Here is a 26,024-nt window from a genome sequence, read left to right as displayed (position 1 = left end):
GGCCGGTTCTCTCCCATGCAGCCATATCAACGCGATTTCATCCGCTTCGCCATCGAGCGCGGCGTACTGCGCTTCGGCGAATTCACCCTCAAATCCGGGCGCACCAGTCCCTATTTCTTCAACGCAGGCCTGTTCAACACAGGCGTGGCGCTGGCCCAGCTGGGACGTTTCTACGCCAGCGCGGTGGTCGACAGTGGCATCTCCTTCGATGTGCTGTTCGGCCCGGCCTATAAAGGCATCCCGCTGGCGGCCGCCACCGCCATTGCGCTGGCCGAACAGCATGGCCGCGACCTGCCCTGGTGCTTCAACCGCAAGGAAGCCAAGGACCATGGCGAAGGCGGCACGTTGGTTGGTGCGCCGCTGACCGGCCGCGCGCTGATCATCGACGACGTGATCACCGCCGGCACCGCCATCCGCGAAGTCATGCAGATCATCGATGCGCAGGGCGCCCAGGCGGCCGGCGTACTGATCGCGCTGAACCGTCAGGAACGCGGCAAGGGCGAGCTGTCGGCGATCCAGGAGGTCGAACGCGACTTTTCGATCCCGGTCGTCAGCATTGTGTCGCTGGAGCAAGTGCTGGAATATCTTGCTGGTGATGCGCAGCTGAAACAGCACCTGGCTGCTGTCGAGGCGTATCGCGCGCAGTACGGTATCTAACCGCAACAAGGTGTCAGGCATGGCCGAGCAGGGTGCGTTCAGCTACAGGATATTGATCGGACTTCTGGGGGCCATGCTCGCTGGTCAGGCGCTGGCCGCCGGAGATTCGAAGGAGATGTACCGCTACATCGATGACAAGGGCGGGATCGTCATCGACCGGCAGGGTGTGCCCTCGGAGTTCATCGGCAAGGGTTACGAGGTGCTCAACGACCAGGGGCGCGTGGTCCGCGTGGTGCCCCCGGCGCCGACGCCCGCCGAGATCGCGCAACGCAAGGCCGATGCCGCGCAGGCCAGTTCCGATGCGCAGCTGCTGCGCCTGTACACCAGCGTGAACGACGTGGATCTTGCGCGAGACCGCAAGCTGACGGAGCTGGACGCCCTGAGTGGCGTGACCAAGGGTAATCTGCAGGCGCTCAAGAACCAGCAGGCCGCCTTGCAGGCCCGGGCTGCCGACCAGGAGCGCGCCGGCCGCCAGGTGCCGGCTGACCTGGAAGCCCAGCTATCCAACCTGCGCGATGAAGCGAAGCGCCTGGACCAGGACCTCGACCGCTACAAGCAACTGCGTGAGCGTGCCATGTCGAGCTTCGCGGCCGACCGCGCGCGCGTGGCGCAACTGCTCGGCACGTCGCGCTGAGCCCGGCGGTTCACTGCTCCGGCGTACGCCTTTCGAATTCGTTGATCTTCCCGCGCAGCCAGTCCGGCAAGGGTTGGCTGGTGCGGTCCTCGCCGGCATAGGCGTAGATCAGTTCCCCCAGCGTCAGCAAGCGCTCGTCGCACCAGATTCCCACCTGGAAGGTCAGGCTGCTGCGGCCCAGGCGGCTCACCCGCACGCCCAGCTCCAGCCAGTCGTCGAAGTGCGCCGGCGCCAGGTACTCCAGGGTGGTTTTCACCGCGAACAGATCACCGCCGCCGCGCAGCAGGTCGGCCGGGTAGCTTACGCCCAGGTGGCGGTAGTACTCGGTGGTGGCGACGTCGGCGTAGGTCAGGTAATTGCCGTTGAAGACGATTCCCTGTGGGTCGACCTCCGACCAGCGCACGCGCAGGCCATGGAAGAAGCTGAAATCGTTGCGGGCGACGGGAGAGGTAGCCATACAAAACTCCAGGCAAAAAAACACCCGCGAGGATCGCTCCTGGCGGGTGTCTTGATCAGTGCTTCCTGCGGTTGGTGATAAGGGTGCCGACGCCGCTGTCGGTGAAGATCTCCAGCAGCACGGCGTTGGGCACGCGTCCATCGATGATGTGCGCGCTGGTCACCCCGCCCTGGACCGCTTCCAGGGCGCAGCGGATCTTCGGCAGCATGCCGCCGTAGATGGTGCCGTCGGCGATCAGCTCGTTGACCTGCTCGGTGGTCAGGCCGGTGAGCACCTCGCCCTGCTTGTCCATCAGGCCGGCGATGTTGGTGAGCAGCATCAGCTTCTCGGCCTTCAGCGCCTCGGCCACCTTGCCGGCCACCAGGTCGGCGTTGATGTTGTAGGACTCGCCGTTGGCGCCCACGCCGATCGGCGCGATCACCGGGATGAAGTCGCCCTGCACCAGCATGTTCAGCAGGTCGGTGTTGACGCTCACCACTTCGCCCACATGGCCGATGTCGATGATTTCCGGCGTGGTCATCTCCGGGGTCTGGCGAGTGACGGTGAGCTTCTTCGCGCGGATCAGCTCGGCGTCCTTGCCGGTCAGGCCGATGGCGCTGCCGCCATGACGGTTGATCAGGTTGACGATGTCCTTGTTCACCTGGCCGCCGAGAACCATCTCCACCACGTCCATGGTCTGCGCGTCGGTGACGCGCATGCCATCGATGAAGTGGCTCTCGATCGACAGGCGCTTGAGCAGGTCGCCGATCTGCGGCCCGCCACCATGAACCACCACGGGGTTGATGCCGACGGCCTTCATCAGCACCACATCGCGGGCGAAGCTGTTCTTCAGCTCGTCCGTTTCCATGGCGTTGCCGCCGTACTTGATCACCAGCGTCTTGCCGACGAACCGGCGGATATAGGGCAGGGCTTCGGCAAGGACGCGGGCAACCTGGGCGGCGTCATCGCGGCTCTGGGTCATGGTGGGCTCCGGCTAAGTGCTACAGGGTCAGAAGGGCAGGCTGAGGGCGGGGTCGACCGCTTTCAGCTGGGTACGGAACACTTCCTTGATGCGTTCCAGTTCGTCCTGGGAGTCCGCCTCGAAACGCAGGACCAGCACCGGCGTGGTGTTGGACGCGCGAACCAGGCCCCAGCCTTTGGGATAATCCACACGCACGCCGTCGAGGGTGGTGAGGTTGGCTTCGCCCCACTGGCCGCGGGCCTGCAGCGCCTCGATCAGGGCGAACTTGCCCTCGTCGGTGACGGTGATGTTGATTTCCGGGGTGGAGATGTCCAGCGGGAACGCGGAGAAGACGCGCTCGGCGTCGCGCTTGTCCAGGCTGATGATTTCCAGCAGTCGAGCGGCGCTGTAGATGCCGTCGTCGAAGCCGTACCAGCGTTCCTTGAAGAAGATGTGGCCGCTCATCTCGCCGGCGAGCAGGGCGCCGGTTTCCTTCATCTTCTTCTTGATCAGCGAGTGGCCGGTCTTCCACATCACCGGACGACCGCCGTAGCCGCTGATCAGGGAGATCAGGCGACGGGTGCATTTCACGTCGAAGATGATGTCGGCGCCCGGGTTGCGGGAGACCACGTCCTTGGCGAACAGCATCAGCAGGCGGTCCGGATAGATGATGGTGCCTTCATTGGTCACCACGCCCACGCGGTCGCCGTCGCCGTCGAAGGCCAGGCCGATATCGGCGCCGGTCTCTTTCACCTTGGCGATCAGGTCTTCCAGGTTCTCGGGCTTGCCCGGGTCCGGGTGGTGGTTGGGGAAGGTGCCGTCGACGTCGCAGTACAGCGGGATCACGGTGCAGCCCAGGGCTTCGATCAGCTGCGGGGCGATCACGCCGGCCACGCCGTTGCCGCAGTCCACCACGACCTTCAGCGGACGGGCGACGGCGATGTCGTCGCGGATCTGCTGGAAGTAGCGCGGCAGGATGTCGAGTTGCTGCACGCTGCCCACGCCGGTGGCCAGGTCGTTGTTCTCGATGCGCTCGCGCAGGGCCTGGATCTGTTCGTTGGCCAGGGTTTCTCCGGCGACGACGATCTTGAAGCCGTTGTAGTTCGGCGGGTTGTGGCTGCCGGTGAGCATCACGCCCGACTTGCCTTCCAGCACGTTGGCCGCGTAGTACAGCACCGGGGTCGGCACCATGCCGATGTCGGTGACGTTGCAGCCGCAATCGAGCAGGCCCTGGATCAGTTGCTGCACCAGCTCGGGGCCGGACAGGCGGCCGTCGCGGCCGACGCTGACGTTCGGTTCGCCGCGCGCCAGGCTCTCGGAGCCGATGGCACGACCCACCCAGTAGGCGGTCTCGGCGGTCAGGGTGTCACCGACAACGCCGCGGATGTCGTAGGCGCGGAAGATGCTGGCGGGCAGTTGCGGGGCTTTTGGCGTGCTCATAGCGGTGGTTTGCTCCAATCCCAGGAGATCCTGGTCTTCATCAAGTATGTCGATATCCAGCGTGTCGGAATTCTGGAACAGCGGATCGACCAATGGCGTCTCGGTGGCAGCCGGGGCGCGCGCCGGGGTAGCCATGGGGGCCGCCTGGGCGGGTGCGTCGGGGCTGCTGGCACCGGGGGTTTCGGCCTTGCGGCGTGGTTGGCGGGCCAGCGCCTGAGCCACCGCCTGCAGGCTTGCAAGGCTCAGCTCAGGAGCTTTGGCAATGCGGCCGCCGGCGAGTTCCTGAGCGAACTGGCCGAGGATCTGGGCATCCTTGTTCACCCGGCGCTGCAAACCGCTCTGCGCCAGATAGGCGCCGAGCAGCGAGCCGGCCAGCGCGAGCAGGGCGGCCAGGCCCAGCAGTACGGGGGAATACAGCGGGGCGACCAGTGCCGGCCCCGGGGTGAAGCTGAGTTTCCAGTTCGGATTGCCACTGCCCAGTGGTTGCGCCGGAGCGTTGGCGGCCTGGCCGGATTGCAGCAGCATCTGCGCCGGCGAATTGCCGAACTGCTGGGCCAGCTGCAATTGGCCGACATCGACGGGCATCGACGGCAGTGCCCCCAGCAGGCGTTGCAGGTCGAGTACCAGCAGCAGGCTGCCCTGGATCGAATTGTCCGCGGCGCGCAGCGCGGTGGCGCTGTACAGCAGCCAGCGCTGGCCGACCTTGTAGGCCTCCGGGGTGACGACCTGGCCGGCCTCGACGCGGTGCAGCATGTCCAGCGCCGCATAGTTGAGCGGGCCGGGCCGTTGCGTGTCCTGCACGGCCTGGCCGTTGGCGTTCAGGTGGACGTCCACCAGGCCATCCATGTGCCATTGCGCGAGGGATTTCTCCAGCGCGGCGATGCGGGTGGGGTCGTTGCTCTGCAGTGTCGGCAGCAGTTCCGGGTTGCCGGCAACGGTGCGATTGTCGGCGGCCAGCTGATTCAGCGCCTGGCGCAGGGCGCCGGCCTGGTTTTCCGACCAGGCGCTGGCCAGTTGCTGGCGATGCACCTGTTCGGCGCTGCCGAACAGGCTGAACCAGAGCAGGGCGCCCGCGGCGGCGACGCCAGCAGTGGCGACCACCAGTGCCGGCAGCAGCGGCCTCAGATCGACCTTCGCGGCGGCCAGGCGCCTGCCGGACTTGCCTGCCGGTGCGATCTCCGGCAGGTCACCTGCATCCTTGGCGGTGCGTTGGAAAAGTTTCATGCAACGTCTCCTCGGCGATTCATCCTGAAGTGAGCGATCAGTGGCTGCCCGAATGTCCGAAGCCGCCGGCGCCGCGCTGGGTTTCGTCGAAGGACTCGACCAGCTCGAAATGCGCCTGCACCACTGGCACCAGCACCAGTTGAGCGATGCGTTCGCCCACGGCGATGTTGAAAGCAGTCTGGCCGCGGTTCCAGCAGGAGACCATCAGCTCGCCCTGGTAGTCCGAGTCGATCAGGCCGACCAGGTTGCCCAGCACGATGCCGTGCTTATGGCCCAGGCCCGAACGCGGCAGGATCATCGCGGCCAGGCCCGGATCGGCGATGTAGATCGACAGTCCGGTGGGGATCAGCACGGTCTGGCCCGGTTCGAGGAGCAGGTCCTCCTTGAGCATGGCGCGCAGGTCGAGGCCGGCGGAACCGGGGGTGGCGTACTGCGGCAGCGGGAATTCGTTGCCCAGGCGGGAGTCGAGGATCTTGGCTTGCAGAGAGTGCATTGAGTTCTCAGTGTCGTTTGGTGCGGTCAGCGATGAAGGCGATCAACTGGCGGGCGATCTTGCCCTTGCTGGTCTGGGCGAACGCAGTTTCGTGCAGCTCGCGGTCGATGACCGTGATGGCGTTCTCTTCACTGTTGAAGCCGATCGACGGGTTCGCCACGTCGTTGGCCACGATCAGGTCGAGATTCTTGTCCTTGAGCTTGCGCGAGGCGTATTCGAGCAGGTTCTCGGTCTCGGCGGCGAAGCCGACGCTGAACGGGCGGTCGCTGCGCTGCGCGAGGGTGGCGAGGATGTCGGGGTTGCGCACCAGCTGCAACAGCAGGCCGTCGCCTTTGGTGGGGTCTTTCTTGAGCTTCTGCGAGGCGACCACTTCCGGGCGGTAGTCGGCCACGGCGGCGGCGGCGATCAGGATATCCGCCGGCATCGCGGCTTCGCAGGCGGCGAGCATGTCGCGGGCGCTGACCACGTCGACGCGGTTGACCCGGTCGGGCGTGGGCAGGTGCACCGGGCCGGTCACCAAGGTGACGCGCGCACCGGCTTCGGCGGCCGCCTCGGCCAGGGCGAAGCCCATCTTGCCGGAGCTGTGGTTGGTGATGTAGCGCACCGGGTCGATGTTTTCCTGGGTCGGGCCTGCGGTGATCAGCACGTGCTGGCCGGTCAGGTCCTTGAACTCGAAGCAGTCGGCGGCGCGTTGCGCCAGCTCTTCGGCTTCCAGCATGCGGCCGGGGCCGACATCGCCACAGGCCTGGCTGCCGGCGGCGGGGCCGAAGAAGTGCAGGCCGCGCGAGCGCAGCAGTTCGGCGTTGACCTGGGTGGCCGGGTCGCGCCACATGGCCTGGTTCATGGCCGGGGCGAGGGCGATCTGCGCATCGGTGGCGAGCACCAGGGTGGTCAGCAGGTCGTTGGCGATGCCCTGGGCCAGGCGCGCCATCAGGTCGGCGGTGGCGGGGGCGATCAGTACCAGGTCGGCCCAGCGGGCCAGCTCGATGTGGCCCATGGCCGCTTCGGCAGCGGGGTCGAGCAGGTCCAGGTGCACCGGATGGCCGGACAGCGCCTGAAGAGTGAGCGGGGTGATGAACTCGCGGCCGCCCTGGGTCATCACGACACGCACCTCGGCGCCCTGGTCGCGCAGGCGGCGAACCAGTTCGGCGCTCTTATAGGCAGCGATGCCGCCGCCGACGCCCAGGACGATGCGTTTACGATAGAGCCGCTGCATAGGTCGCCTTGATTTACGGAAATGGATGACGCGCGCTGAAGCCGGCGACGCCTCCCCAGGCCCCCGGCTGCGCGAAGCGAGGGGGCTAAGATAGCACAGCGCCCGCAGGGGAACAGCGGGCCCGCGTGACTGGGAGGTCCTGTGAGCATTCGTGATTGGCCCGCGGCGGAGCGCCCGCGGGAAAAACTCCTCGAACGAGGTGCGGCAAGCCTGAGCGACGCCGAACTGCTGGCCATCTTCCTGCGCACCGGTGTGGCCGGTTGCAGCGCGGTCGATCTGGCGCGGCGGCTGCTGGGCGAATTCGGCAGCCTGCGTGCACTGCTGGAGGCCGACCTGGAATCCTTCTGCAGCCACCTGGGCCTGGGGGTCGCCAAGTTCGTGCAGTTGCAGGCCGTGCTGGAGATTGCCCGGCGCCACCTCGCCGAGCAGCTGAGCCGCGACTCGGCGCTGGAAAGCCCGCAGGCGGTCCGTGACTTCCTCAAGGCACGGCTGCGCCACGAGCCCCACGAGGTGTTCGCCTGCCTGTTCATGGACAACCGGCACCGGGTGCTGAGCTTCGAGGTGCTGTTCCACGGCTCCATCGACAGCGCCAGCGTCTATCCCCGGCAGATCGTCAAGCGCGCGCTGGCGCACAATGCCGCGGCACTGATCCTCACGCACAACCATCCCTCGGGGATCGCCGAGCCGAGCCAGTCCGACCGCCTGCTGACCCGGCGCATCATCGATGCGCTGGCGCTGATCGACGTGCGCGTGCTCGATCACTTCATCGTCGGCGATGGCGAGCCGCAATCAATGGCTGAGCTGGGGATGCTCTGAGACGCGCCGCTGGATGTCGCGCAGCAGGCGCCGGCGGATCAAGCCGCTGACCGGGCGGATGGCCAGCCAGTAGGGGGTGAACAGCAGGCGGCTGCTGCGGTCCGGGCAGTGCACGCGGGTTTCCGTTCGAACCTGGGTATAGCCGTCCCGGTCGGCTGGCTCGCAGGAGAAGTGCAGCATCAGCCTGGCCGTGCCGGGCTCGGCGAAGCGTCGGAAGTCTTCGCCGTCGGCACACGGGCGCAGGCCTAAATCGCTGCGCCAGAAGCGCCCGACCAGCCCGTAGGCGATTTCCTGGTCGGCGTGGCGACCCAGCAGGGTGAACTCATGCAGGCCGAAACGCGGGCGATCCGCCAGCGCATTACGCAGCCCCAGGCGCAGCGCGACCCGCGCCGGCGCCTCGCGGATCTGCAGGAAACGCTGTACCAGCGGGTCGTGCTCGGCGGTGAGCTGGCTCACGGCGTCCAGCACCTGTCCGGGCGAAGCCCGCATGGTCAGCGAGTGCCGCTCGGAGAACTGGAACTCCGGCAGCAGTCTTTCAAGCAGTTCGCCGCTCAGAGCTGCACCTTGGAGTAGTCCTGGCGGCCGAACGGGCTCACCGCATAGCCCTTCACGTCCTTGCGGGTGATGGCCGAGGCGGTCGGGTGGGCTAGCGGCAGCCACAGCGCCTGCTCGTGGATGATCTGCTGCGCCTGGTGATACAGCTCGCTGCGCTTGGCCTGGTCGGCCACTGCCTTGCCCTGGCTGATCAGGCCGTCCAGTTTCTCGTCGCAGTAGCGGGCGAAGTTGAGTCCGGACTTGACGCTGGCGCAGGAGAATTGCGGAGTGAGGAAGTTGTCCGGGTCGCCATTGTCGCCGGCCCAGCCCATGAACAGCAGGTCATGCTCGCCGGCCTTGGCACGGCGGATCAGCTCGCCCCATTCGATGACGCGAATCTCTGCCTGGATGCCGACCTTCGCCAGGTCCGACTGCAGCAACTGCGCGCCGGTGCTGGGGTTGGGGTTGAGCAGGCTGCCGGAGGGGCGGGTCCAGATGGTGGTCTTGAAACCGTCCTTCAGCCCGGCCTCGGCCAGCAGCGCACGGGCTTTGGCCGGGTCGTGCGGGTAGCCGGGGATGTCCTTGGCATAGCTCCAGGTGTTCGGCGGGTAGACGCCGTCGGCTTCGGTCGCGCTGCCGGCGAAGACCGCCTGCAGGTAGCTGCGCTTGTCGAAGGCCAGGTTGATCGCCTGGCGCACCTTGGGGTTGTCCAGCGGTGCGTGCTGGCTGTTGATGCCGACGAAGGCGGTCATGAAGGCCGGGGTCTGCTCGATCTTCAGGTCGGCATTCTTCGCCGCGGCTTCCACGTCCACCGGCTTGGGCGACAGGGCGATCTGGCATTCGCCCTGCTTGAGCTTCTGGATGCGCACGGCGGCGTCCGGAGTGATGGCGAACACCAGGTTATCCACAGCCGGCTTGCCGCCGAAGTACTCGGCGTTGGCTGCGTAGCGCACCACGGCGTCCTTCTGGAAGCGCTTGAAGACGAAGGGGCCGGTGCCGATCGGCTGGGCGTTGAGCTTCTCCGGGGTGCCGGCCTTCATCAGCTGGTCGGCGTACTCGGCGGAATAGATGGAGGCGAAGCCCATGCTCAGCATCGGCAGGAAGGTGGCGTCGGGATGGTTCAGGCGGAAGCGCACGTGGTGGGCGTCGACCTTCTCCACGGCCTTGACCAGGCTTGGCAGCTGCATCGACTGGGCGTGGGGGAAGCCGCTCTGCGCCACCTTGTGCCAGGGCTGCGCGGGGTCGAGCATGCGCTGGAAGCTGAACACCACGTCGTCGGCGTCGAGTGCGCGGCTGGGCTTGAAGTAGTCGGTGTGGTGGAACTTCACCGCTTCGCGCAGCTGGAAGTCGTAAGTCAGGCCGTCGGCGGAGACCGTCCAGCGCTCGGCGAGGCTCGGCACCAGTTCGCCACGGTGGGCGTCAAAGTCCACCAGGCGGTTCATCAGCACGTCGGCCGAGGCGTTGGTGGTGGTCAGCGAGTTGTACTGGACCACGTCGAAACCTTCGGGACTGGCTTCGGTGCACACGCTCAGCGAGGCGGCGCTGGCGAGGGCGGGGGAAAGAAGGAGGGCGAGAAGGGCGAGACGCATGACGGACTCCGTGTGAGCTGGCAAGATGCCCATCCGCGAGGCTGGGCAGGTCATGCAAGGCTGTTGGCAGCCTCGAAGGAGCTACCCTAGACCAAGCCGCCGGCTGTCACAACGATGACAGGCGACGAACGGCACGGGTGCCACGCCCCACGGGGGCTGGCGTCAGGTTTTCCGAGTCATGCTTTCCCTTGCAGCGCAAAGTGACTTTCTGATATAAAGCTGCGCTCTTTTCTGGGGCCCTGCTCTGATCCTGCGACCCGATCGCGGCGAAGCGGCAGTTAAGACCCCGGTGAAACTGAGAATCCAATTGAGTTAAGCAGCCAACCCATGCCGGGTTTGGCATGTGGTTTACAGAGGGCTGAGCCATGTCGAGAGTTTGCCAAGTGACCGGTAAGGGTCCGGTTACCGGGAACAACATTTCCCACGCACACAACAAAACCCGCCGCCGTTTCCTGCCGAACCTGCAGCACCACCGTTTCTGGGTTGAATCCGAGAAGCGCTTCGTGCGTCTGCGCGTTTCCGCCAAAGGCATGCGTATCATCGACAAGCGTGGCATCGAGGCCGTTCTGAACGACCTGCGCGCCCGCGGCGAAAAATTCTAAGGAGCACCGTCATGCGCGAACTGATCCGTCTGGTGTCCAGCGCCGGTACCGGCCACTTCTACACCACCGACAAGAACAAGCGTACCAAGCCTGAGAAAATCGAGATCAAGAAATACGATCCGGTTGTTCGCAAGCACGTAATCTACAAGGAAGCCAAGATCAAGTAATTGATCTTCGCCCTTGTGAAGAAACCCGCCCCTCGTGGCGGGTTTTTTCTTGCCCGCTGTTTGCCCCGCACCGCTGCGGGCACAAAAAAGCCCGCCGATTGGCGGGCTTTTTCACATCGGGCCGATCAGGCCTTCTGCTCGAAGATCACATAGACCTTGCGGCAGGGCTCCAGCACCTCCCAGGTGCCGCTGAAGCCGGCCGGGATCACGAAGCGGTCGCCCACGCGCACGGTCTTGGCGCCGCCGTCGGCATCGCGGATCACCGACACGCCCTGGAGAATCTCGCAGTATTCGTGCTCGGTGTAGCTGACGTTCCAGTGGCCCGGCTCGCCTTCCCAGATACCCACGTTGAACTGGCCGCAGGGGCTGGCGTAGTGGTTGCGCACGTTCTGCGCCGGGTCGCCCTTGATGATGCGGTCCGGGGCGGGGCGGTAGTGTTCCGGGGCGGTGGTGGCCTGGGCGAAATCGACGATCTGATCGACTTTCATGACGGTCTCGATTCTTGTGTGTTGTTGGCGAGCGGGGCGCCTGCACGCGGGGCGCCGTTGGATATTTCGTTCGGCGCTGGCTGCGGATGAGCTTCGGGCACCGATCAGGGGGAGTCTATGTTTAATAAAACGAACGTGACAAGGCTGTTTTGCCGTCTAGTGTAAAAAATATTGAAAATTACCGCCCTCCGGTTTAGGGTGGCGGACAGCATGCATTTGCTCCACCTTGCGGAATATTTGACAGCGCGCCCGCACCGGGCGCCTGGACCTTAGATAAGTACATTAATAAGAGGACACGTTGTCATGGGTACCCTCACTCGCGCCGATTGGGAAGCTCGCGCCAAGGATCTGAAGATCGAAGGCCGCGCCTTCGTCAACGGTGAATACGTCGACGCCGTATCCGGCGCCACCTTCGATTGTATCAGCCCCGTGGATGGCCGCTTCCTGGCCAAGGTCGCCAGTTGCGACCTCGCCGATGCCGAGCGTGCCGTGCAGGTCGCCCGTGCCACCTTCGAGTCCGGCGTGTGGTCGCGCCTGGCCCCGGCCCAGCGCAAGAAAGTGATGATCCGCTTCTCCGAGCTGCTGCTGGCGAACGCCCACGAGCTGGCCCTGCTGGAAACCCTGGACATGGGCAAGCCGATCAGCGACTCGCTGAGCATCGACGTGAACAGCGCCGCCAACAGCCTGCGCTGGAGCGGTGAAGCGATCGACAAGATCTACGACGAAGTCGCCGCCACTCCGCACAACGAACTGGGCCTGGTCACCCGCGAGCCGGTCGGCGTCGTCGCCGCCATCGTGCCGTGGAACTTCCCCCTGCTGATGACCTGCTGGAAACTCGGCCCGGCGCTGTCCACCGGTAACTCGGTGATCTTGAAGCCGTCCGAGAAGTCCCCGCTGACCGGTATCCGCATCGCCCAACTGGCCATCGAGGCCGGTATCCCGAAAGGCGTGTTCAACGTCCTGCCGGGCTTCGGCCACACCGTGGGCAAGGCCCTGGCCCTGCACATGGACGTCGATACCCTGGTGTTCACCGGTTCGACCAAGATCGCCAAGCAGCTGATGGTCTACGCCGGCGAATCCAACATGAAGCGCGTCTGGCTGGAAGCCGGTGGCAAGAGCCCGAACATCGTCTTCGCTGACGCGCCGGACCTGAAAGCCGCTGCCGAAGCCGCCGCCAGCGCCATCGCCTTCAACCAGGGCGAAGTCTGCACCGCTGGCTCGCGCCTGCTGGTGGAGAAGTCGATCAAGGCCGAGTTCGTGCCGCTGGTGGTCGAAGCCATCAAGGCCTGGAAGCCGGGCAACCCGCTGGATCCGGAAACCAACGTCGGTGCGCTGGTCGACACCACCCAGATGAACAACGTGCTGAGCTACATCCAGGCGGGCCACGACGACGGCGCCAAGCTGGTGGCCGGCGGCAAGCGCACCCTGGAAGAGACCGGCGGCACCTACGTCGAGCCGACCATCTTCGACGGCGTGACCAATGCCATGCGCATCGCCCGTGAAGAAATCTTCGGCCCGGTACTGTCGGTCATCGAGTTCAGCGATGCCGAAGAAGCCGTGCGCATTGCCAACGACACCCCGTACGGCCTGGCCGCCGCGGTGTGGACCAGCGACCTGTCCAAGGCCCACCTGACCGCCAAGGCGCTGCGCGCCGGCAGCGTGTGGGTGAACCAGTACGACGGCGGCGACATGACCGCGCCGTTCGGTGGCTTCAAGCAGTCCGGCAACGGCCGCGACAAGTCGCTGCACGCGTTCGACAAGTACACTGAACTGAAAGCCACCTGGATCAAACTCTAAGGACGGTTCGTAGGGGCTGCGCGTCGGCCATGCTGCGTTGAGAACGAATTTTGGCTGCTCATTTACAGAAGTAAATTCCGCACCAAAATTCGCTCTCGCCTTGCCTGGCTCTAGCTCGCGCCCTCCGTGGCGAACTTGGCGATTCAAGTGTTTTTAGGTCGGCTCCGTTTGGGGCCGCTCTGACAAGAGCCAAACCTGCGGCCGGGTTTCCCTAGGGAAGCCTGGCCGCTTTTGCATTGCGCATCGGGCTTCTTCATCAGCCCGGAGTGCGCTCCGGATGGAACAGGAGAAAGACAATGCGTTGGGGTGCTTATTCTGCCGTCTGCCTGTCGGTCATCAGCATCGGCCTGGCCCTCGGCCTGACCATGCCATTGGTATCGCTGCGCCTGGATGGCTGGGGTTATGGCAGCTTCGCCATCGGTGTGATGGCGGCAACGCCTGCGGCCGGCGTGCTGCTGGGCGCGGTGATCGCCGGCCGGCTCGCGGCGCGTCTCGGTACGCGACGGGTGATGCAGCTCTGCCTGATTTCGGGAGCCTTCTCGGTCGGCCTGCTGGCGCTGCTGCAGAACTATCCGGTGTGGCTGGTGCTGCGCCTGCTGATCGGTGTGCAACTGACTGTGGTGTTCATCCTCGGCGAGAGCTGGATCAACCAGCTGGCGATCGAGAAATGGCGCGGTCGCCTGGTCGCCCTGTATGGCACCGGTTATGCGCTGAGCCAGCTGTCCGGCCCGGTGCTGCTGACCTTCATCGGCACCGATGACGACCGCGGCTTCTGGTTCGCCGTGTGCCTGCTCATCGGCGGCTCCCTGCTTCTGCTGGGCCGTGGCGGCGCACCCAAGGTCGACCCGCACAGCGCTTCCGGGCGCGGCCTGTTCGCCTTCTGCGCCAAGCTGCCGGCCATCGCCTGGGCGGTGGTGCTGTTCGCCGGCTTCGAAGCGATGATCCTCACTCTGCTGCCGGTCTACGGCGTGCAACAGGGCTTCACCCAGGCGGTGGCGCTGGCGATGGTCAGCACCGTGGTCATCGGCGATGCCTTGCTGCAGTTGCCGATCGGCTGGCTGGCCGACCGTATCTCCCGGCAGACCTTGTTCAAGGGCTGCGGCTCGGTGTTGCTGGCGAGCAGCCTGGGCATTCCGCTGCTGTTGCACAGCCCGGCGATCTGGCCGGTGCTGGTGCTGTTCGGCGCCAGTGCGGGCGGGCTGTTCACCCTGTCGCTGATCCTCATCGGCGAGCGCTATCGGGACGATGCCCTGGTTCGCGCCAACGCCCACATCGCCCAGCTCTGGGGCATCGGCTGCCTGATCGGGCCGCTGACCACGGGTGCCGCGAGCCAATGGATCAGCGGCCATGCACTGCCGATGGTGATGGCGCTGGGGGCGGCGGGCTTCGTCGTGCTGGTGTCCTACCGTGGCTTGCCGCCGGTGATGCAGACGACCGACGCCGAGCTGCAGCAGGAGCGCTCCTAGTGGCCTGTGCGGTTGATGGGATTCACTGAATCAACCCAACAGGCCGCTACAGCATCTTCTCCAGCCCGATGGCGCCGGCGAGCCAGGCATTGAAGCGACGCCACGGGCTGCCGGGCTCGTGGTGCCGCGTATGGCGCTGGCCGTCACGCTCGTTGATCCAGACCAGTCGCGGCTTGCTGCCGCTGCGGTCGATCTCCACCTGGTAGCTGACGTTCGGCGACATGCCGGCCAGCGCCAGGCTGCGCACCTGTTCGGCCAGCTCCGGGCTGTCGACGATGACCCCGACCTCGGTGTTCCACAGCACCGAGCGCGGGTCGAAGTTCAGCGAGCCGACGAACACCCGCTGGCGGTCGAACACCGCCGCCTTGCTGTGCAGGCTGGCGCTGCTGGAGCCGCGCACCATCCAGGGCGCGCCGTCGATGCGCTGGTCCGGTTCGGCGCGCAGCTCGTAGAGCTTCACACCGTGCTCCAGCAGGGCCATGCGATACGGCGCATAGCCGGCGTGCACGGCGGGCACGTCGGTGGCCTCCAGCGAATTGGTCAGCAGGCGCACGCTGACGCCCTGGTCGGCGCGCTGGGTCAGATAATCGAGTCCGGCGCGGGTGGGTACGAAATACGCCGAGACCAGGATCAGCTCATGGGAAACCCCGTCGAACAGCGGCTCGAGCTGGGTGCTCAGCATCTGGCCGGGCCTGGGCTCGTCCTGGTTGAGCACTTTCAGCGGGTCGTCCCATATCGCGCGGGCCGGTGCCCAGACCAGGTCGTCCAGCCAGTTGTCCAGGTGCGGTCGGTTGCTGTTGCGGTTGAGCCGCGCGACATAGCCCGAGCGTTTGACCTTGGCACGCGCCAGGTAGCGGTCGATCCGGCGCCGCATTCGGTCCAGCTCGCTCTTGTCCGGCTTGTCCCACAAGTAGTCGTCGATGGGGCGGCTCAGGGCGCTGTTCCAGTACTGGTCGAAGCTCATTCCGAGGGACTGGGCGACGGGACCGACGCCGAGCAGGTCGAGGTCGCTGAAGTTCATCTCGGCCTTGGCGTCGAAGTACTCATCCCCCAGGTTCCGACCGCCGACGATGGCCACGCTGTCGTCCGCCAGCCACAGCTTGTTGTGCATGCGCCGGTGTTGCTCGGAGAGGTTGAGCAGGCGCCCCACGTTGCGGGTGAAGCCGGTGCTGCGGCCCAGGTGCAGCGGGTTGAACAGGCGGATCTGGATGTTCGGGTGGGCGGCGAGGGTGCCCAGCTCGTAGTCCCAGCCGTCGCTGCTGGTGTCGTCGATCAGCACGCGCACGCGCACGCCCCGGTCGGCGGCATGCAGGAGCTCGCGGATCAGCGCGCGGGTGGTGAGGCCGTCGTGGACGATGTAGTACTGGATGTCGAGGCTGCGCTGGGCCTTGCGGATCAGCTCGGCACGGGCGAGGAAGGCGTCGATGCTCGAGGCCAGCAGGTGGAAGCCGGATTGCCCCGGGTGGGCGACGGCGCGCTCGCGCACGGCGCTGTCCAGCGCGGTGCCTTGCGCGGGGAGGGTGTGCGACGGTGTGGGCGGTGTGCTGGCGCAGCCGCCAAGTACCAGCAATGCCAGCAGCAACAGGCGTGAAAGCAAGAAAGGGTCTCCGACAGGCCGCCCAGGGCGGACTGCCGGAGATTCTAGCCGTTGCCCGGCGCGGACGGTCAGCTGGAGAGCGCTTCCTTGAAGCGGTACCAGGCCATGCCCATGGCCAGCAGTGGCGAGCGCAGCAGCCTGCCGCCGGGGAAGGTTATGTGCGGCACCTTGGCGAACAGCTCGAAGCCGTTGCTGTGCTGGCCGGCGATGGCCTCGGCGAGCAGGCGGCCGGCCAGGTGCGTGGCGTTCACTCCGTGGCCGGCATAGGCCTGGGCGAAGTACACGTTGGGCTGGTCGGGCAGGCGGCCGATCTGCGGCAGGCGGTTGGCGCCGATGCCGATCATGCCGCCCCACTGGTAGTCGATGCGCACGTTGGCCAGGTGCGGGAACACCTTGAGCATCTTCGGCCGCATGTAGGCGGCGATGTCCGCCGGGTCGCGGCCCGAATAATGGCAGGCGCCGCCGAACAGCAGGCGGTTGTCGGCGGAGAGGCGGTAGTAATCCAGGGCCACGCGCTGGTCGCACACCGCCATGTTCTGCGGCAGCAGGGCGCTGGCCTGCTCGGCGGACAGCGGCTCGGTGGCGATCACGTAGCTGCCGGCGGGCAGAACCTTGCCGTCGAGATAGGGGTTCAGGCCGTTCTGGTAGGCGTTGCAGGCGATTACCAGGGTCTTGGCGCGCACGCTGCCGCCGGCGGTGCGCACGCAGACTTCACGACCGTAGTCGACCGAGATCACCTTCGAGTTCTCGAACAGGCGTGCGCCCAGGCTCTGCGCCACGGCGGCCTCGCCCAGGGCGAGGTTGAGCGGGTGCAGGTGGCCGGAGCCCATGTCCACCATGCCGCCGACATAGAGGTCGGAGCCGACGATGGAGCGCATCTGCTCTTTGGGCACCATGCGCAGCTCGTGGCGGTAGCCCAGGCTTTTCAGTTCGTCGAAATCTTCCTGGAAGCCTTCGACGTCGGAAGGCTTGTTGGCCAGGTCGCAGTAGCCCCAGGTCAGGTCGCAGTCGATGCCGTACTGCTCGACGCGGCGACGGACGATTTCCACCGCTTCCAGGCCCATCAGCTTGAGCTGGCGCACGCCCTCGGCGCCGATCACCGGCTCGAACTGCTCGACGCCGTGGCCGACACCGCGGATCAGTTGCCCGCCGTTGCGACCGCTGGCGCCCCAGCCGATCCGGTGGGCTTCCAGGAGCACCACCGAGAGGCCGCGCTCGGCCAGCTCGATGGCGGTGTTCAGCCCGGAGAAGCCGCCACCGATGATGCACACGTCGGCCTTCTCCTCGCCGGCCAGGGGCGGCACTTCGAGGCGTCGGTTGACGCTCGCGGCGTAATAGGAAGGGGCATGATGGTCGGTGTGCACCGGCTGGTGAACGCGGGCGTTCATGTGCGATATCCTGATTTTTGTGTTGTTAAAATTTTACGCAGGATAAACGCCGACTTCCCGCCACGCCAATAGCTGGAGCCGTAAAAAGAAGCCGAAAGTTGTAAAAGTCCGGCAGGTTGCGGCGATCAAGCGGAATTCAATCCGGAATCGGCAAAGTCAGGCTTTCTTTTACTTCTTCCATGACGATGTAGCTCTTGGATTCGCGCACGTGCGGCAGCTTGAGCAGGATGTCGCCCAGCAGCTTGCGGTAGGAGGCCATTTCCGAGATACGTGCCTTCACCAGGTAGTCGAAGTGGCCCGAGACGAGGTGGCATTCCAGCACGTGGGGCAGCTTGAGCACCGAGCGGCGGAAGTCCTCGAAGGTATCCCCGGACTTGTAGTCCAGGCTGATCTCGACGAACACCAGCAGGCTGGCCTTGAGGTACTGCGGGTTGAGGCGGGCGTTGTAGCCCATGATGATCCCCTCGCGCTCCAGCCGTCGCACCCGCTCGGTGCAGGGCGTGGTGGACAGGCCGACCCGCTCGCCCAGTTCGGTGAAGGAGATCCGGCCTTCCTCCTGCAGGATGCGCAGGATGTTGCGGTCGATCTTGTCCAGTTCGCGGCGGCTTTGGTGCTGGGTTCTCATCGGAGTAACTCGGACGGCGAGCGTCGGCTTTGGGGGAATGTCGGCAATATAGTCGGTTGCGCAGGGAATATCACTGGCAGCGCTTGAACTTCCGCCGGCCGTTGGCCAGCCTGTACACCCATGCTCCCGCCGCAAGGTCCGGAGCCAGACGTCTTTCCCGGAGCCCGGCATGTCGCTACCGCGCCTGCGCACTGTCCTTCTTCTGCTGTTGCTGATCCTGGCGCTGGCTGCGGGCGGGCTGTGGCTGGCCGTGCCCCGGTTGCTGGCCGGCGCGGGCGTGAGCATCGAGCAGTGGCAGGGCCTGGGCGTTTCCCGCGCGGGGCTCCTGTTGGAGCACCTTGCAGTGCAGCGACAGACCCCGGAGGGCGGACGCCTCGCGGTGCGCCTGGAAAGCCTGCGAGTGGGCTGGCCGCAATATGCAGACGGCCGCTGGCGCTTGGCGGAAGTGTCTGCCGAAACCGTCGATGTCCGGCAGTGGCCGGAGGTGGGCGCAGCAGGGGGCGGTGCATTGCCTGCGCCGGAGCAACTGGCGCGCTGGCTGGCGCTGCTGCCCGGTCGCCTGGCGCTGGAGCGGGTGAGCGTCGAACTGCCCTGCGCCCGCGAGCAGCGCTGCACGCTGAACGGCAGCGCGCATTGGGAACAATTGCAAGGTGGTGCCGCCGCGCTGGGTGGGGAGTTGCGCCAAGGGGGCCAGCAACTCGCCTTCAACGGACTGCTGCAGCCCGGTGACGGGCAGTGGCGGCTGCAACTGGACAGCTACCTGGACAACCAGCCGCTGTTGTCCCTCGAATCGAGCTGGGCACCGGCCAATCGCCAGTTGACCGGAACCCTGGCCAGCCCCGCGGTGCCGCCGATCCAGGCGGTGCGCAACTGGTTCGGCATGTGGCTGCCCACCCCGGACCTGCCGCTGCCGATCCCCGAGGCCGGACGCCTGCGCCTGGTCTGGGACACCACGCTGGCCGGCGATGCGGCGTGGCCGGACTGGCCGGGGCTGCGCGATGGGCGGGGCAGTGTCGATCTTGCCCTGCAACTCTCCCAGCCCTGGCCGCTGCCCGGCCTGGGCAACCTGCAGGGCGATCTGCGGCTGGTCGCCAATGGCAGTGCGCTGGGTTGGCGTCCCTCGGTGGTCGGCGGCGACCTGCGCCTGTCCGATCTCTACGGCGACTGGCTGCAGGCGCTGCCGGTCGGCCTGCGCCCGGCGCGCCTGACGTTGCACCTGGAGCCCGGCGTGGACGACGAGGCCGGCAGCGTGCGCGCCGACCTGCGTGCCGTGGGCGCCGCCGACCTGCGCCTGCGCTCGCGGGTGGCGCTGCTGGAGACGATCCCGCTGGCGCTGCAATTGAACGACGCGCGATTGGAGGGCACGGTCCCGCACCTGGAGCTGCCTGGCTTGCGGGCGGATAACAGCCGCATCGATCTGCGTTTCGACGGCCGTGCGGACGACCAGGCGGCGACCCTGGCCTTCGCCGCTGGCGCGAAACTGCAAGTCGGCACCCTGAATGGGACGCAGGGACTCAAGGTCAGCAAGCTCAATGCCACACTCGGCAAGGGGGCTCTCAATCTGGCCTATCCCGCTGGCGCGCCGCTCAACCTGCAACTGACGGCGCCGCTGCAACTGGCGCTGGGCGAATTGCGCCAGGCACACCTCAAGCCGCTGACCTGGAGCGCGAACGGCGAGCTGTCCGTCAGCCTCGATGCTCAGCAGTTCAAGGGCCAGCTGCAGAACGGCGGCGGCCTGAATGCCACGGTCGACCTGAGCAATGCCGCCGGCAAGGGCTTGAGCCTCGGCGCACGCCTGCCGGAGTTCTTCCTGCGTACCGGCAACCCGCTGGAGAAATCCCTGGCCGACTGGCCGCCGCTGCTCAGCCTGAACAACGGCAAGGCGAGCCTGGACTTGAACTGGCGCCTGCCGCCCGGCAGCGCGTCGCAGAGCCTTGACCTGAACCTGCGCGGGCAGGGGCTGGAGGGCGTCTACGACCGCAGCGAAGTCCACGGGCTGGACCTGCAGGCGAAGCTCGGCCTGAACGGCTCGCAGCTGGCGCTGCAATTGCCGCAACTGAAGGTCGCCGGACTCAATCCCGGCGTGCCCCTCGGGCCGCTGTCCCTGCAGGGCAGCTACAAGGCTTCGCTAAATGCGCCCATGGCCGGCCGCGTGGACTGGCAGCAGGCCGAGTTGACGCTGTTCGATGGTCGCGCCTGGTTGCCGGCGGGGGCGGTGGATCTTTCCGCACCCGGCCAGAGTCAGATGCTCAGGTTGGAAGGCCTGTCGCTGGAGGCGATCCTCAAGGCCTATCCGGCCGAAGGGCTGACCGGCACCGGAACCATCGACGGTACGCTGCCGCTGCGCCTGGAGAAGGGAAAACTGAATATTCACGGTGGGCAGGTCGCCGCGCGCGAGCCAGGCGTATTGCAGTTCCGCTCGGAAAAGATCCGCTCGCTGGGGCAGAGCAATCCGGCCATGCAGCTGCTGGCGACCGCCATCGACGATTTCCGCTACGACAAGCTGTCCAGCTCGGTGGATTATGATGACACCGGCAAGCTGCTGCTCGCCCTGAGCCTGAGCGGGCGCAATCCCGAGCTGGAGCAGGGCCGGCCGATCAACCTCAACGTCAACCTGGAGGAGAACGTGCCCAAGCTGCTCACCAGCCTGCAACTGAGCGACCGGGTCAGCGACACCATCCGCAAGCGCGTGCAGGAACGCCTGCGCAATGACCCGGCCGCCGCGCCATGACCGCAAGGAGAACCCCGATGCGCCTCCGCGCCTTACTTCCCTTCCTGCTCCTGGCGGGCCTCGCCCAGGGCTGCACACCCACCGTGCAACTGGCCGCGCCCAAGGAGCCGATCAACATCAACCTCAACGTGAAGATCGAGCACGAGATCTATATCAAGGTCGACAAGGCGCTCGACGGCATCATCAACGAGAACAGCGGACTGTTCTGAGAAGGAGCCTTTTCATGAGATTGCACCGCAAACTGGGCGCCGCGCTGGTCGCCCTCTGCCTGAGCCTGCCGGTCATGGCGATGAGCCTGGAGCAGGCCATGTCCGCCCTGGGCGGCGCCAAGTCCCAGGGCCTGGTCGGCGAGCAGGCCGACGGCTACCTGGGCGTGGTCAGCAACGGTGGCCAGGCCGCCGACATCGCCGCGCAGATCAACGCTGCGCGCCGCGCCGAATACCAGAAGGTCGCCAGCCAGAGTGGCGCCACGCTGAAGGACGTGGAGGCCCTGGCCGGCAAGAAGGCCATCGAGCGTACGCCGTCCGGGCAGTACGTGCAGGTCAACGGCCAGTGGGTGCGCAAGTAGGTATTCCAAGGGAATTTCCCTGTGCTCCGGCGTTCGCGGCGGGGCGCAGGGGGATGGCCGCCGGAGGCAGGTAAATCGTGCCGGCAGGATGCCTGGCGAGAGAAGTTCCGGTAGATCGACCTCCGTTCGATATTTCTTCCTGTTCTGGTGAAATTTTCGCCAGATCCTCGACCATTCGGTCTAGGGCGAAAATGCCCTGATCCTGGTGGATGTCCCTCCGCTAAAGGGCGTTTTGCCAGGATTTTTCGTCAAATAGACACTTTTAAATAGTGAATATTTCTGACGCTGCCTTCCTATACTGCCCGCATCTACGTTCAGAATAAAAAACGTCCGTGTCCCTGATACGGCGTAGGAGGCAAGAATGCGTGTTCTGGTGCTTGGCAGCGGTGTGATCGGTACCGCCAGTGCTTACTATCTCGCCCGTGCCGGCTTCGAAGTGGTCGTGGTCGACCGTCAGCCTGGCCCGGCCCTGGAAACCAGCTTCGCCAACGCCGGCCAGGTCTCCCCTGGCTATGCCTCGCCCTGGGCCGCCCCGGGCATCCCGCTCAAGGCCATGAAGTGGCTGATGCAGACCCACGCCCCCCTGGCCATCAAGCTGACCGGCGACCCGAGCCAGTACACCTGGATGTGGCAGATGCTGCGCAACTGCAACGCCAAGAGCTACGCGGTGAACAAGGAGCGCATGGTGCGCCTGTCCGAGTACAGCCGCGACTGCCTCGACGAACTGCGCGCCGAGACCGGCATTTCCTACGAAGGCCGCTCCCTGGGCACCACCCAGCTGTTCCGCACCCAGGCCCAGCTGGACTCCGCCGCCAAGGACATCGCCGTCCTGGAAAGCACCGGCGTCCCCTATGAAGTGCTCGACCGCGCCGGCATCGCCCGCGTCGAGCCGGCCCTGGCCAAGGTAGCCGACAAGCTGGTCGGCGCCCTGCGCCTGCCGAACGACCAGACCGGCGACTGCCAGATGTTCACCACCAAGCTGGCCGAGATGGCCAAGGCCCTGGGTGTGGAATTCCGCTTCGGCCAGGACATCCAGCGCCTGGACTTCGCCGGTGACCGCATCAACGGCGTGTGGGTCGATGGCCAACTGGTCACCGCCGACCGCTACGTGCTGGCGCTGGGCAGCTACTCGCCGCAGATGCTCAAGCCGCTGGGCATCGACGCCCCGGTCTACCCGCTCAAGGGTTACTCGCTGACCGTGCCGATCACCAACCCGGACATGGCGCCGACCTCGACCATCCTCGACGAGACCTACAAGGTCGCGATCACCCGTTTCGACCAGCGCATCCGCGTCGGCGGCATGGCGGAAATCGCCGGCTTCGACCTGTCGCTGAACCCGCGTCGCCGCGCCACCCTGGAAATGATCACCACCGACCTGTACCCGGAAGGCGGCGACGTCAGCAAGGCCGAGTTCTGGACCGGCCTGCGCCCGGCGACCCCGGATGGCACCCCGATCGTCGGCGCCACTCGCTACCGCAACCTGTTCCTCAACACCGGCCACGGCACCCTCGGCTGGACCATGGCGTGCGGCTCGGGCCGCTACCTCGCCGACCTGATGGCGAAGAAGCGCCCGCAGATCAGCACCGAAGGTCTGGACATTTCCCGCTACGGCTCTGCCTCGGAGGCCCAGAATGGCCATCCTGCGCCTGCACACTAACCAGCGGATGAGCCAGATCGTCACCCACAACGGCACGGTGTACCTCGCCGGCCAGGTGGCAGACGATCTCTCCGCCGGCGTCGAACAGCAGACCCGCGAAGTCCTGGCCAGCATCGAGCGCCTGCTCGATGAAGCCGGCACCGACAAGTCGCGGATCCTTTTGGCAACCATCTACCTGAAGGACGTCGCCGCCGACTTCGCCGGCATGAACGGCGTCTGGGACCAGTGGGTCCCGCAGGGCTGCGCCCCGGCGCGCGCCACCGTCCAGGCGGCGCTGTGCTACCCGGAGATTCTCGTCGAGATCTCCATCGTCGCCGCACTGCCCTGATTGTTTTTTGCGTGGCCCGGCCGTAGCGCCGGGTTTTTTTCGCTCGCTTTATCCGCGTCTCGTTTCAACCTAAAAAGAGAGTCTCGCCATGCGTCCCGCCCGTGCCCTGATCGATCTTGCCGCCCTGCGCCACAACTACCGTCTGGCCCGTGAAGTCAGCGGCGCCCGAGCGCTGGCGGTGGTCAAGGCCGATGCCTACGGTCATGGCGCGGTGGTCTGCGCCCGCGCGCTGGAAGGCGAGGCCGACGGTTTCGCCGTGGCCTGCATCGAAGAGGCACTGGAGCTGCGCGAAGCCGACATCCGCGCGCCGATCCTGCTGCTGGAAGGCTTCTTCGAAGCCAGCGAGCTGGAGCTGATCGAGGCGCATGATTTCTGGTGCGTGGTGCACTCGGCCTGGCAACTGGAAGCCATCGAGCGCGCCCGCCCGGGCAAGCCGCTGACCGTATGGCTGAAGATGGACTCGGGCATGCACCGCGTCGGCTTCTTCCCGCAGGACTACGCCGCCGCCCTGGCGCGCCTGAAGGCGCTGCCGCACGTGGCCAAGGTCGTGCTGATGAGCCACTTCGCCCGCGCCGACGAGCTGGACTGCCCGCGCACCGAAGAGCAGGTTGCCGCCTTCCAGGCCGTGCGCGAAGCCGCTGGCCAGGGCCATGAAGTCAGCCTGCGCAACTCCCCCGGCATCCTCGGCTGGTCCGAGGTGCCCAGCGACTGGGTACGCCCCGGTATCATGCTCTATGGCGCCACCCCGTTCGAGCAGGCGCACCCGCTGGCCGACCAGCTGCGCCCGGTGATGACCCTGGAGTCCAAGGTCATCAGCATCCGTGAACTGCCGGCCGGCGAGCCGGTGGGCTACGGCGCACGCTTCATCGCCGACCGCCCGGTGCGCGTCGGCGTGGTCGCCATGGGTTACGCTGACGGCTATCCGCGCCATGCGCCGGACGGCACCCCGGTGTTCATCGATGGCAAGCCGAGCCGCATCATCGGCCGCGTCTCCATGGACATGCTCACCGTCGATCTGACCGACCTGCCGACTGCCGGCCTGGGCAGCCGCGTCGAACTCTGGGGGCCGAACGTTCCCGCCAGCGAGCTCGCCGCACTCTGCGGCAGCATTCCCTACCAGCTGTTCTGCAACCTCAAGCGCGTGCCGCGGGTCTATAGCGGCGAGTGACGGAGACCGTCCGTAAAGTTTGCGCAGGATCGACAGCCGATCTGTTGTAAATACTGAACGGTGTTGCCATGATACGTGGCACTTGGAACCCGCTCGGCTCAAGCCGTTGGCGGGTTCTGCCTTTCAGAGCCTGCCTGAACACAAGAATAAGGAGGACCCAGCCCTTGGACGTCGGTGCTCGTCTGCAAGCCATCCGTAAGCTCAAAGGTTTGTCCCAGCGCGAACTCGCCAAACGGGCGGGTGTGACCAACAGCACGATCTCGATGATCGAGAAGAACAGCGTCAGCCCCTCCATCAGCTCGCTGAAGAAAGTGCTGGGTGGTATTCCGATGTCTCTGGTCGAGTTCTTCTCCCTGGACCTGGAGCAGAACAGCAACACCCCGGTGGTCTACAAGGCAGACGAACTCAGCGACCTGTCCAGCGGCTCGATCATCATGAAACTGGTCGGCAAGGACTATCCCAGCCGCGCCATCACCCTGCTCGACGAGACCTATCCGCCAGGCTCCGACACCGGCGACGACATGTACGCCCACGAAGGCGAAGAGACCGGCGTGCTGGTCGAAGGCCGACTGGAGCTGACCGTCGGCGACGAGACCTTCGTGCTCGAACGCGGCGACAGCTACTATTTCGACAGCACCAAGCCCCACCGCTTCCGCAATCCGTTCGATGCCCCGGCGCGGCTGATCAGTGCCACCACACCGGCAAATTTTTGAACAGCCGGTAGGACCGGCCAGACCAGCTGCGACCTAATGCCGCAAGACCCGGCAAGGTGGAGCAATTGTTTCGAGCTAGCGGGCTTTGCCGTTATACTTGCGCCCGCTCGCGCGGCCCGAGACTGTGACTGCACCGCGACCGGGCGTGATAAGCCACGATGAGGGTGAAAGGGTGAACCTGATTAAAAAAATGCTGGTAGCTCAAGCTGCCGTGCTGGCCCTGTGGGCAGTAAGCGCTCAGGCCGCGACCAACGATGACGCCATTGCCAAGCGTCTCGAGCCAGTGGGGAAAGTCTGCGTACAGGGTCAGGAATGCGCGGGCGTTGGCGCCGTGGCTTCGGCCGGTGGCGGCGGTGCTCCGCGTTCGGGCGAAGAGATCGTCGGCAAGGTCTGCACCAACTGCCACGGCACCGGCCTGCTGGGCTCGCCGAAAGTGGGCGACAAGGCTGACTGGGGCAAGCGCGCGAAAGAGCAGGGCGGCCTCGACGGCCTGCTGGCCAAGGCCATCTCCGGCATCAACGCCATGCCGCCGAAGGGCACTTGCGCTGACTGCACCGATGACGAGTTGAAAGCCGCGATTCGCCACATGTCCGGCCTGTAATCGCCGACCTGTGCCGAAAAAGCCGCCTCCGGGCGGCTTTTTCATGCCTGCGATTTGCCGGAGCACTGTGCGGCGAAACAGGGTCCAAACTCCTGTCGTGGACGAACCAGGAGGGAAAACCCCGTGCA

Annotated in this window: 26 protein-coding genes; 15 read left to right on the top strand and 11 right to left on the bottom strand. The window is 66.0% G+C overall.

The features are described from left to right. Positions 1-15: 15 nt before the first annotated feature. Both pyrE and J5M67_RS18380 read left to right on the top strand, forming a co-directional pair. Positions 16-657, top strand: a complete 642-nt coding sequence (pyrE, locus tag J5M67_RS18385) for an orotate phosphoribosyltransferase (RefSeq protein WP_207886768.1) — start codon at positions 16-18, stop codon at positions 655-657. 73 nt (positions 658-730) lie between these two features. Next, positions 731-1,291, top strand: coding sequence for a DUF4124 domain-containing protein (locus tag J5M67_RS18380; RefSeq protein WP_207886800.1), 561 nt, complete (start codon positions 731-733; stop codon positions 1,289-1,291). Between the two features lie 10 nt (positions 1,292-1,301). Here J5M67_RS18380 and J5M67_RS18375 read toward each other — a convergent pair whose 3' ends face one another. From J5M67_RS18375 to coaBC, 5 genes are all read right to left on the bottom strand, one after another. Continuing rightward, positions 1,302-1,748, bottom strand: coding sequence for a thioesterase family protein (locus J5M67_RS18375; RefSeq protein WP_207886767.1), 447 nt, complete (start codon positions 1,746-1,748; stop codon positions 1,302-1,304). A 55-nt stretch (positions 1,749-1,803) separates the two neighbouring features. Then, positions 1,804-2,709, bottom strand: a complete 906-nt coding sequence (gene argB / locus J5M67_RS18370) for an acetylglutamate kinase (protein ID WP_207886766.1) — start codon at positions 2,707-2,709, stop codon at positions 1,804-1,806. 27 nt (positions 2,710-2,736) lie between these two features. Then, entirely contained in the window at positions 2,737-4,128 is a 1,392-nt protein-coding gene (algC, locus tag J5M67_RS18365; RefSeq protein ID WP_207886799.1) for a phosphomannomutase/phosphoglucomutase, read from the bottom strand. 1,261 nt (positions 4,129-5,389) lie between these two features. Next, on the bottom strand, positions 5,390-5,845 hold the full coding sequence (gene dut / locus J5M67_RS18360; RefSeq protein ID WP_207886765.1) for a dUTP diphosphatase: 456 nt from the start codon (positions 5,843-5,845) through the stop codon (positions 5,390-5,392). 7 nt (positions 5,846-5,852) lie between these two features. After that, positions 5,853-7,061 (bottom strand): bifunctional phosphopantothenoylcysteine decarboxylase/phosphopantothenate--cysteine ligase CoaBC, encoded by a 1,209-nt coding sequence (gene coaBC / locus J5M67_RS18355; RefSeq protein ID WP_207886764.1) that lies wholly within the window; start codon positions 7,059-7,061, stop codon positions 5,853-5,855. Between the two features lie 141 nt (positions 7,062-7,202). On the opposite strand from coaBC, the gene radC reads away from it, so the two are divergent. Next, positions 7,203-7,877, top strand: coding sequence for a DNA repair protein RadC (gene radC / locus J5M67_RS18350; protein WP_207886763.1), 675 nt, complete (start codon positions 7,203-7,205; stop codon positions 7,875-7,877). Here the strand turns inward: radC and J5M67_RS18345 are convergent. Together J5M67_RS18345 and J5M67_RS18340 are read right to left on the bottom strand one after the other, a co-directional pair. Beyond that, the gene (locus J5M67_RS18345) at positions 7,851-8,333 is read right to left on the bottom strand and encodes a hypothetical protein (protein ID WP_368735940.1); all 483 of its coding nucleotides are present in this window, start codon (positions 8,331-8,333) and stop codon (positions 7,851-7,853) included. The two genes, radC and J5M67_RS18345, sit on opposite strands and share 27 nt — an antisense overlap. 95 nt (positions 8,334-8,428) lie before the next feature. Beyond that, positions 8,429-10,000 (bottom strand): ABC transporter substrate-binding protein, encoded by a 1,572-nt coding sequence (locus tag J5M67_RS18340; protein ID WP_207886761.1) that lies wholly within the window; start codon positions 9,998-10,000, stop codon positions 8,429-8,431. 365 nt (positions 10,001-10,365) lie between these two features. Between J5M67_RS18340 and rpmB the strand changes: the two genes are divergently transcribed. Next, positions 10,366-10,602 (top strand): 50S ribosomal protein L28, encoded by a 237-nt coding sequence (gene rpmB, locus J5M67_RS18335; RefSeq protein ID WP_009614118.1) that lies wholly within the window; start codon positions 10,366-10,368, stop codon positions 10,600-10,602. Positions 10,603-10,613: 11 nt separating this feature from the next. Next, positions 10,614-10,769 (top strand): 50S ribosomal protein L33, encoded by a 156-nt coding sequence (gene rpmG, locus J5M67_RS18330; RefSeq protein WP_017520721.1) that lies wholly within the window; start codon positions 10,614-10,616, stop codon positions 10,767-10,769. A 125-nt stretch (positions 10,770-10,894) separates the two neighbouring features. Here the strand turns inward: rpmG and J5M67_RS18325 are convergent, their stop codons facing one another. Further along, on the bottom strand, positions 10,895-11,257 hold the full coding sequence (locus J5M67_RS18325; RefSeq protein WP_207886760.1) for a cupin domain-containing protein: 363 nt from the start codon (positions 11,255-11,257) through the stop codon (positions 10,895-10,897). A gap of 303 nt (positions 11,258-11,560) precedes the next feature. Between J5M67_RS18325 and J5M67_RS18320 the strand changes: the two genes are divergently transcribed. Further along, the gene (locus J5M67_RS18320; protein WP_207886759.1) at positions 11,561-13,054 is read left to right on the top strand and encodes an aldehyde dehydrogenase; all 1,494 of its coding nucleotides are present in this window, start codon (positions 11,561-11,563) and stop codon (positions 13,052-13,054) included. 296 nt (positions 13,055-13,350) lie between these two features. Then, on the top strand, positions 13,351-14,520 hold the full coding sequence (locus J5M67_RS18315; RefSeq protein ID WP_207886758.1) for an MFS transporter: 1,170 nt from the start codon (positions 13,351-13,353) through the stop codon (positions 14,518-14,520). A gap of 46 nt (positions 14,521-14,566) precedes the next feature. Here J5M67_RS18315 and J5M67_RS18310 read toward each other — a convergent pair whose 3' ends face one another. The 3 genes from J5M67_RS18310 to dadR form a co-directional block, all read right to left on the bottom strand. Next, positions 14,567-16,117 (bottom strand): phospholipase D family protein, encoded by a 1,551-nt coding sequence (locus tag J5M67_RS18310; protein WP_207886757.1) that lies wholly within the window; start codon positions 16,115-16,117, stop codon positions 14,567-14,569. Between the two features lie 68 nt (positions 16,118-16,185). Then, entirely contained in the window at positions 16,186-17,505 is a 1,320-nt protein-coding gene (locus J5M67_RS18305) for an FAD-binding oxidoreductase (RefSeq protein ID WP_207886756.1), read from the bottom strand. A gap of 136 nt (positions 17,506-17,641) precedes the next feature. After that, positions 17,642-18,130, bottom strand: a complete 489-nt coding sequence (gene dadR / locus J5M67_RS18300; protein WP_015479539.1) for a transcriptional regulator DadR — start codon at positions 18,128-18,130, stop codon at positions 17,642-17,644. A gap of 169 nt (positions 18,131-18,299) precedes the next feature. On the opposite strand from dadR, the gene J5M67_RS18295 reads away from it, so the two are divergent. From J5M67_RS18295 to J5M67_RS18260, 8 genes are all read left to right on the top strand, one after another. Continuing rightward, entirely contained in the window at positions 18,300-20,861 is a 2,562-nt protein-coding gene (locus tag J5M67_RS18295; RefSeq protein ID WP_207886755.1) for a YdbH domain-containing protein, read from the top strand. 17 nt (positions 20,862-20,878) lie between these two features. Beyond that, positions 20,879-21,070 carry a YnbE family lipoprotein gene (locus J5M67_RS18290; protein ID WP_015479537.1) on the top strand — a complete coding sequence of 64 codons (192 nt, stop codon included), beginning with the start codon at positions 20,879-20,881 and terminating at the stop codon, positions 21,068-21,070. A gap of 14 nt (positions 21,071-21,084) precedes the next feature. Then, positions 21,085-21,429 carry a YdbL family protein gene (locus tag J5M67_RS18285; protein WP_207886754.1) on the top strand — a complete coding sequence of 115 codons (345 nt, stop codon included), beginning with the start codon at positions 21,085-21,087 and terminating at the stop codon, positions 21,427-21,429. 361 nt (positions 21,430-21,790) lie between these two features. Further along, a complete protein-coding gene (dadA, locus tag J5M67_RS18280) occupies positions 21,791-23,086 on the top strand; it encodes a D-amino acid dehydrogenase (protein ID WP_207886753.1) in 1,296 nt (431 codons plus the stop codon). After that, positions 23,061-23,414 carry a RidA family protein gene (locus tag J5M67_RS18275; protein ID WP_207886752.1) on the top strand — a complete coding sequence of 118 codons (354 nt, stop codon included), beginning with the start codon at positions 23,061-23,063 and terminating at the stop codon, positions 23,412-23,414. Before dadA ends, J5M67_RS18275 begins: the two co-directional genes overlap by 26 nt. Before the next feature lie 88 nt (positions 23,415-23,502). Then, positions 23,503-24,582 (top strand): alanine racemase, encoded by a 1,080-nt coding sequence (gene alr, locus J5M67_RS18270; protein ID WP_207886751.1) that lies wholly within the window; start codon positions 23,503-23,505, stop codon positions 24,580-24,582. Between the two features lie 164 nt (positions 24,583-24,746). Next, the gene (locus J5M67_RS18265; protein ID WP_207886750.1) at positions 24,747-25,295 is read left to right on the top strand and encodes a cupin domain-containing protein; all 549 of its coding nucleotides are present in this window, start codon (positions 24,747-24,749) and stop codon (positions 25,293-25,295) included. 172 nt (positions 25,296-25,467) lie between these two features. Further along, a complete protein-coding gene (locus J5M67_RS18260; protein ID WP_347881004.1) occupies positions 25,468-25,896 on the top strand; it encodes a cytochrome c5 family protein in 429 nt (142 codons plus the stop codon). Positions 25,897-26,024: the final 128 nt, after the last annotated feature.

This window comes from Pseudomonas sp. 30_B (genome assembly GCF_017491605.1).
Lineage (GTDB): Bacteria > Pseudomonadota > Gammaproteobacteria > Pseudomonadales > Pseudomonadaceae > Pseudomonas.
The sequence above is the reverse complement of the archived record's forward strand: the minus strand, read 5'-3'. Positions and strand labels throughout refer to the sequence as shown.

Excerpts from the sequence above, each read along its gene's own strand:
- J5M67_RS18290 (WP_015479537.1), top strand. The coding sequence starts at position 20,879 with ATGCGCCTCCGCGCCTTACTTCCCTTCCTGCTCCTGGCGGGCCTCGCC.
- J5M67_RS18285 (WP_207886754.1), top strand. The coding sequence starts at position 21,085 with ATGAGATTGCACCGCAAACTGGGCGCCGCGCTGGTCGCCCTCTGCCTG.
- J5M67_RS18325 (WP_207886760.1), bottom strand. The coding sequence starts at position 11,257 with ATGAAAGTCGATCAGATCGTCGATTTCGCCCAGGCCACCACCGCCCCG.
- J5M67_RS18380 (WP_207886800.1), top strand. The coding sequence starts at position 731 with ATGCTCGCTGGTCAGGCGCTGGCCGCCGGAGATTCGAAGGAGATGTAC.
- J5M67_RS18340 (WP_207886761.1), bottom strand. The coding sequence starts at position 10,000 with ATGCGTCTCGCCCTTCTCGCCCTCCTTCTTTCCCCCGCCCTCGCCAGC.
- J5M67_RS18315 (WP_207886758.1), top strand. The coding sequence starts at position 13,351 with ATGCGTTGGGGTGCTTATTCTGCCGTCTGCCTGTCGGTCATCAGCATC.
- dadA (WP_207886753.1), top strand. The coding sequence starts at position 21,791 with ATGCGTGTTCTGGTGCTTGGCAGCGGTGTGATCGGTACCGCCAGTGCT.
- rpmG (WP_017520721.1), top strand. The coding sequence starts at position 10,614 with ATGCGCGAACTGATCCGTCTGGTGTCCAGCGCCGGTACCGGCCACTTC.
- J5M67_RS18375 (WP_207886767.1), bottom strand. The coding sequence starts at position 1,748 with ATGGCTACCTCTCCCGTCGCCCGCAACGATTTCAGCTTCTTCCATGGC.
- J5M67_RS18275 (WP_207886752.1), top strand. The coding sequence starts at position 23,061 with ATGGCCATCCTGCGCCTGCACACTAACCAGCGGATGAGCCAGATCGTC.
- J5M67_RS18320 (WP_207886759.1), top strand. The coding sequence starts at position 11,561 with ATGGGTACCCTCACTCGCGCCGATTGGGAAGCTCGCGCCAAGGATCTG.
- algC (WP_207886799.1), bottom strand. The coding sequence starts at position 4,128 with ATGAGCACGCCAAAAGCCCCGCAACTGCCCGCCAGCATCTTCCGCGCC.
- coaBC (WP_207886764.1), bottom strand. The coding sequence starts at position 7,061 with ATGCAGCGGCTCTATCGTAAACGCATCGTCCTGGGCGTCGGCGGCGGC.
- alr (WP_207886751.1), top strand. The coding sequence starts at position 23,503 with ATGCGTCCCGCCCGTGCCCTGATCGATCTTGCCGCCCTGCGCCACAAC.
- dadR (WP_015479539.1), bottom strand. The coding sequence starts at position 18,130 with ATGAGAACCCAGCACCAAAGCCGCCGCGAACTGGACAAGATCGACCGC.
- argB (WP_207886766.1), bottom strand. The coding sequence starts at position 2,709 with ATGACCCAGAGCCGCGATGACGCCGCCCAGGTTGCCCGCGTCCTTGCC.
- J5M67_RS18305 (WP_207886756.1), bottom strand. The coding sequence starts at position 17,505 with ATGAACGCCCGCGTTCACCAGCCGGTGCACACCGACCATCATGCCCCT.
- rpmB (WP_009614118.1), top strand. The coding sequence starts at position 10,366 with ATGTCGAGAGTTTGCCAAGTGACCGGTAAGGGTCCGGTTACCGGGAAC.
- dut (WP_207886765.1), bottom strand. The coding sequence starts at position 5,845 with ATGCACTCTCTGCAAGCCAAGATCCTCGACTCCCGCCTGGGCAACGAA.
- J5M67_RS18295 (WP_207886755.1), top strand. The coding sequence starts at position 18,300 with ATGTCGCTACCGCGCCTGCGCACTGTCCTTCTTCTGCTGTTGCTGATC.
- pyrE (WP_207886768.1), top strand. The coding sequence starts at position 16 with ATGCAGCCATATCAACGCGATTTCATCCGCTTCGCCATCGAGCGCGGC.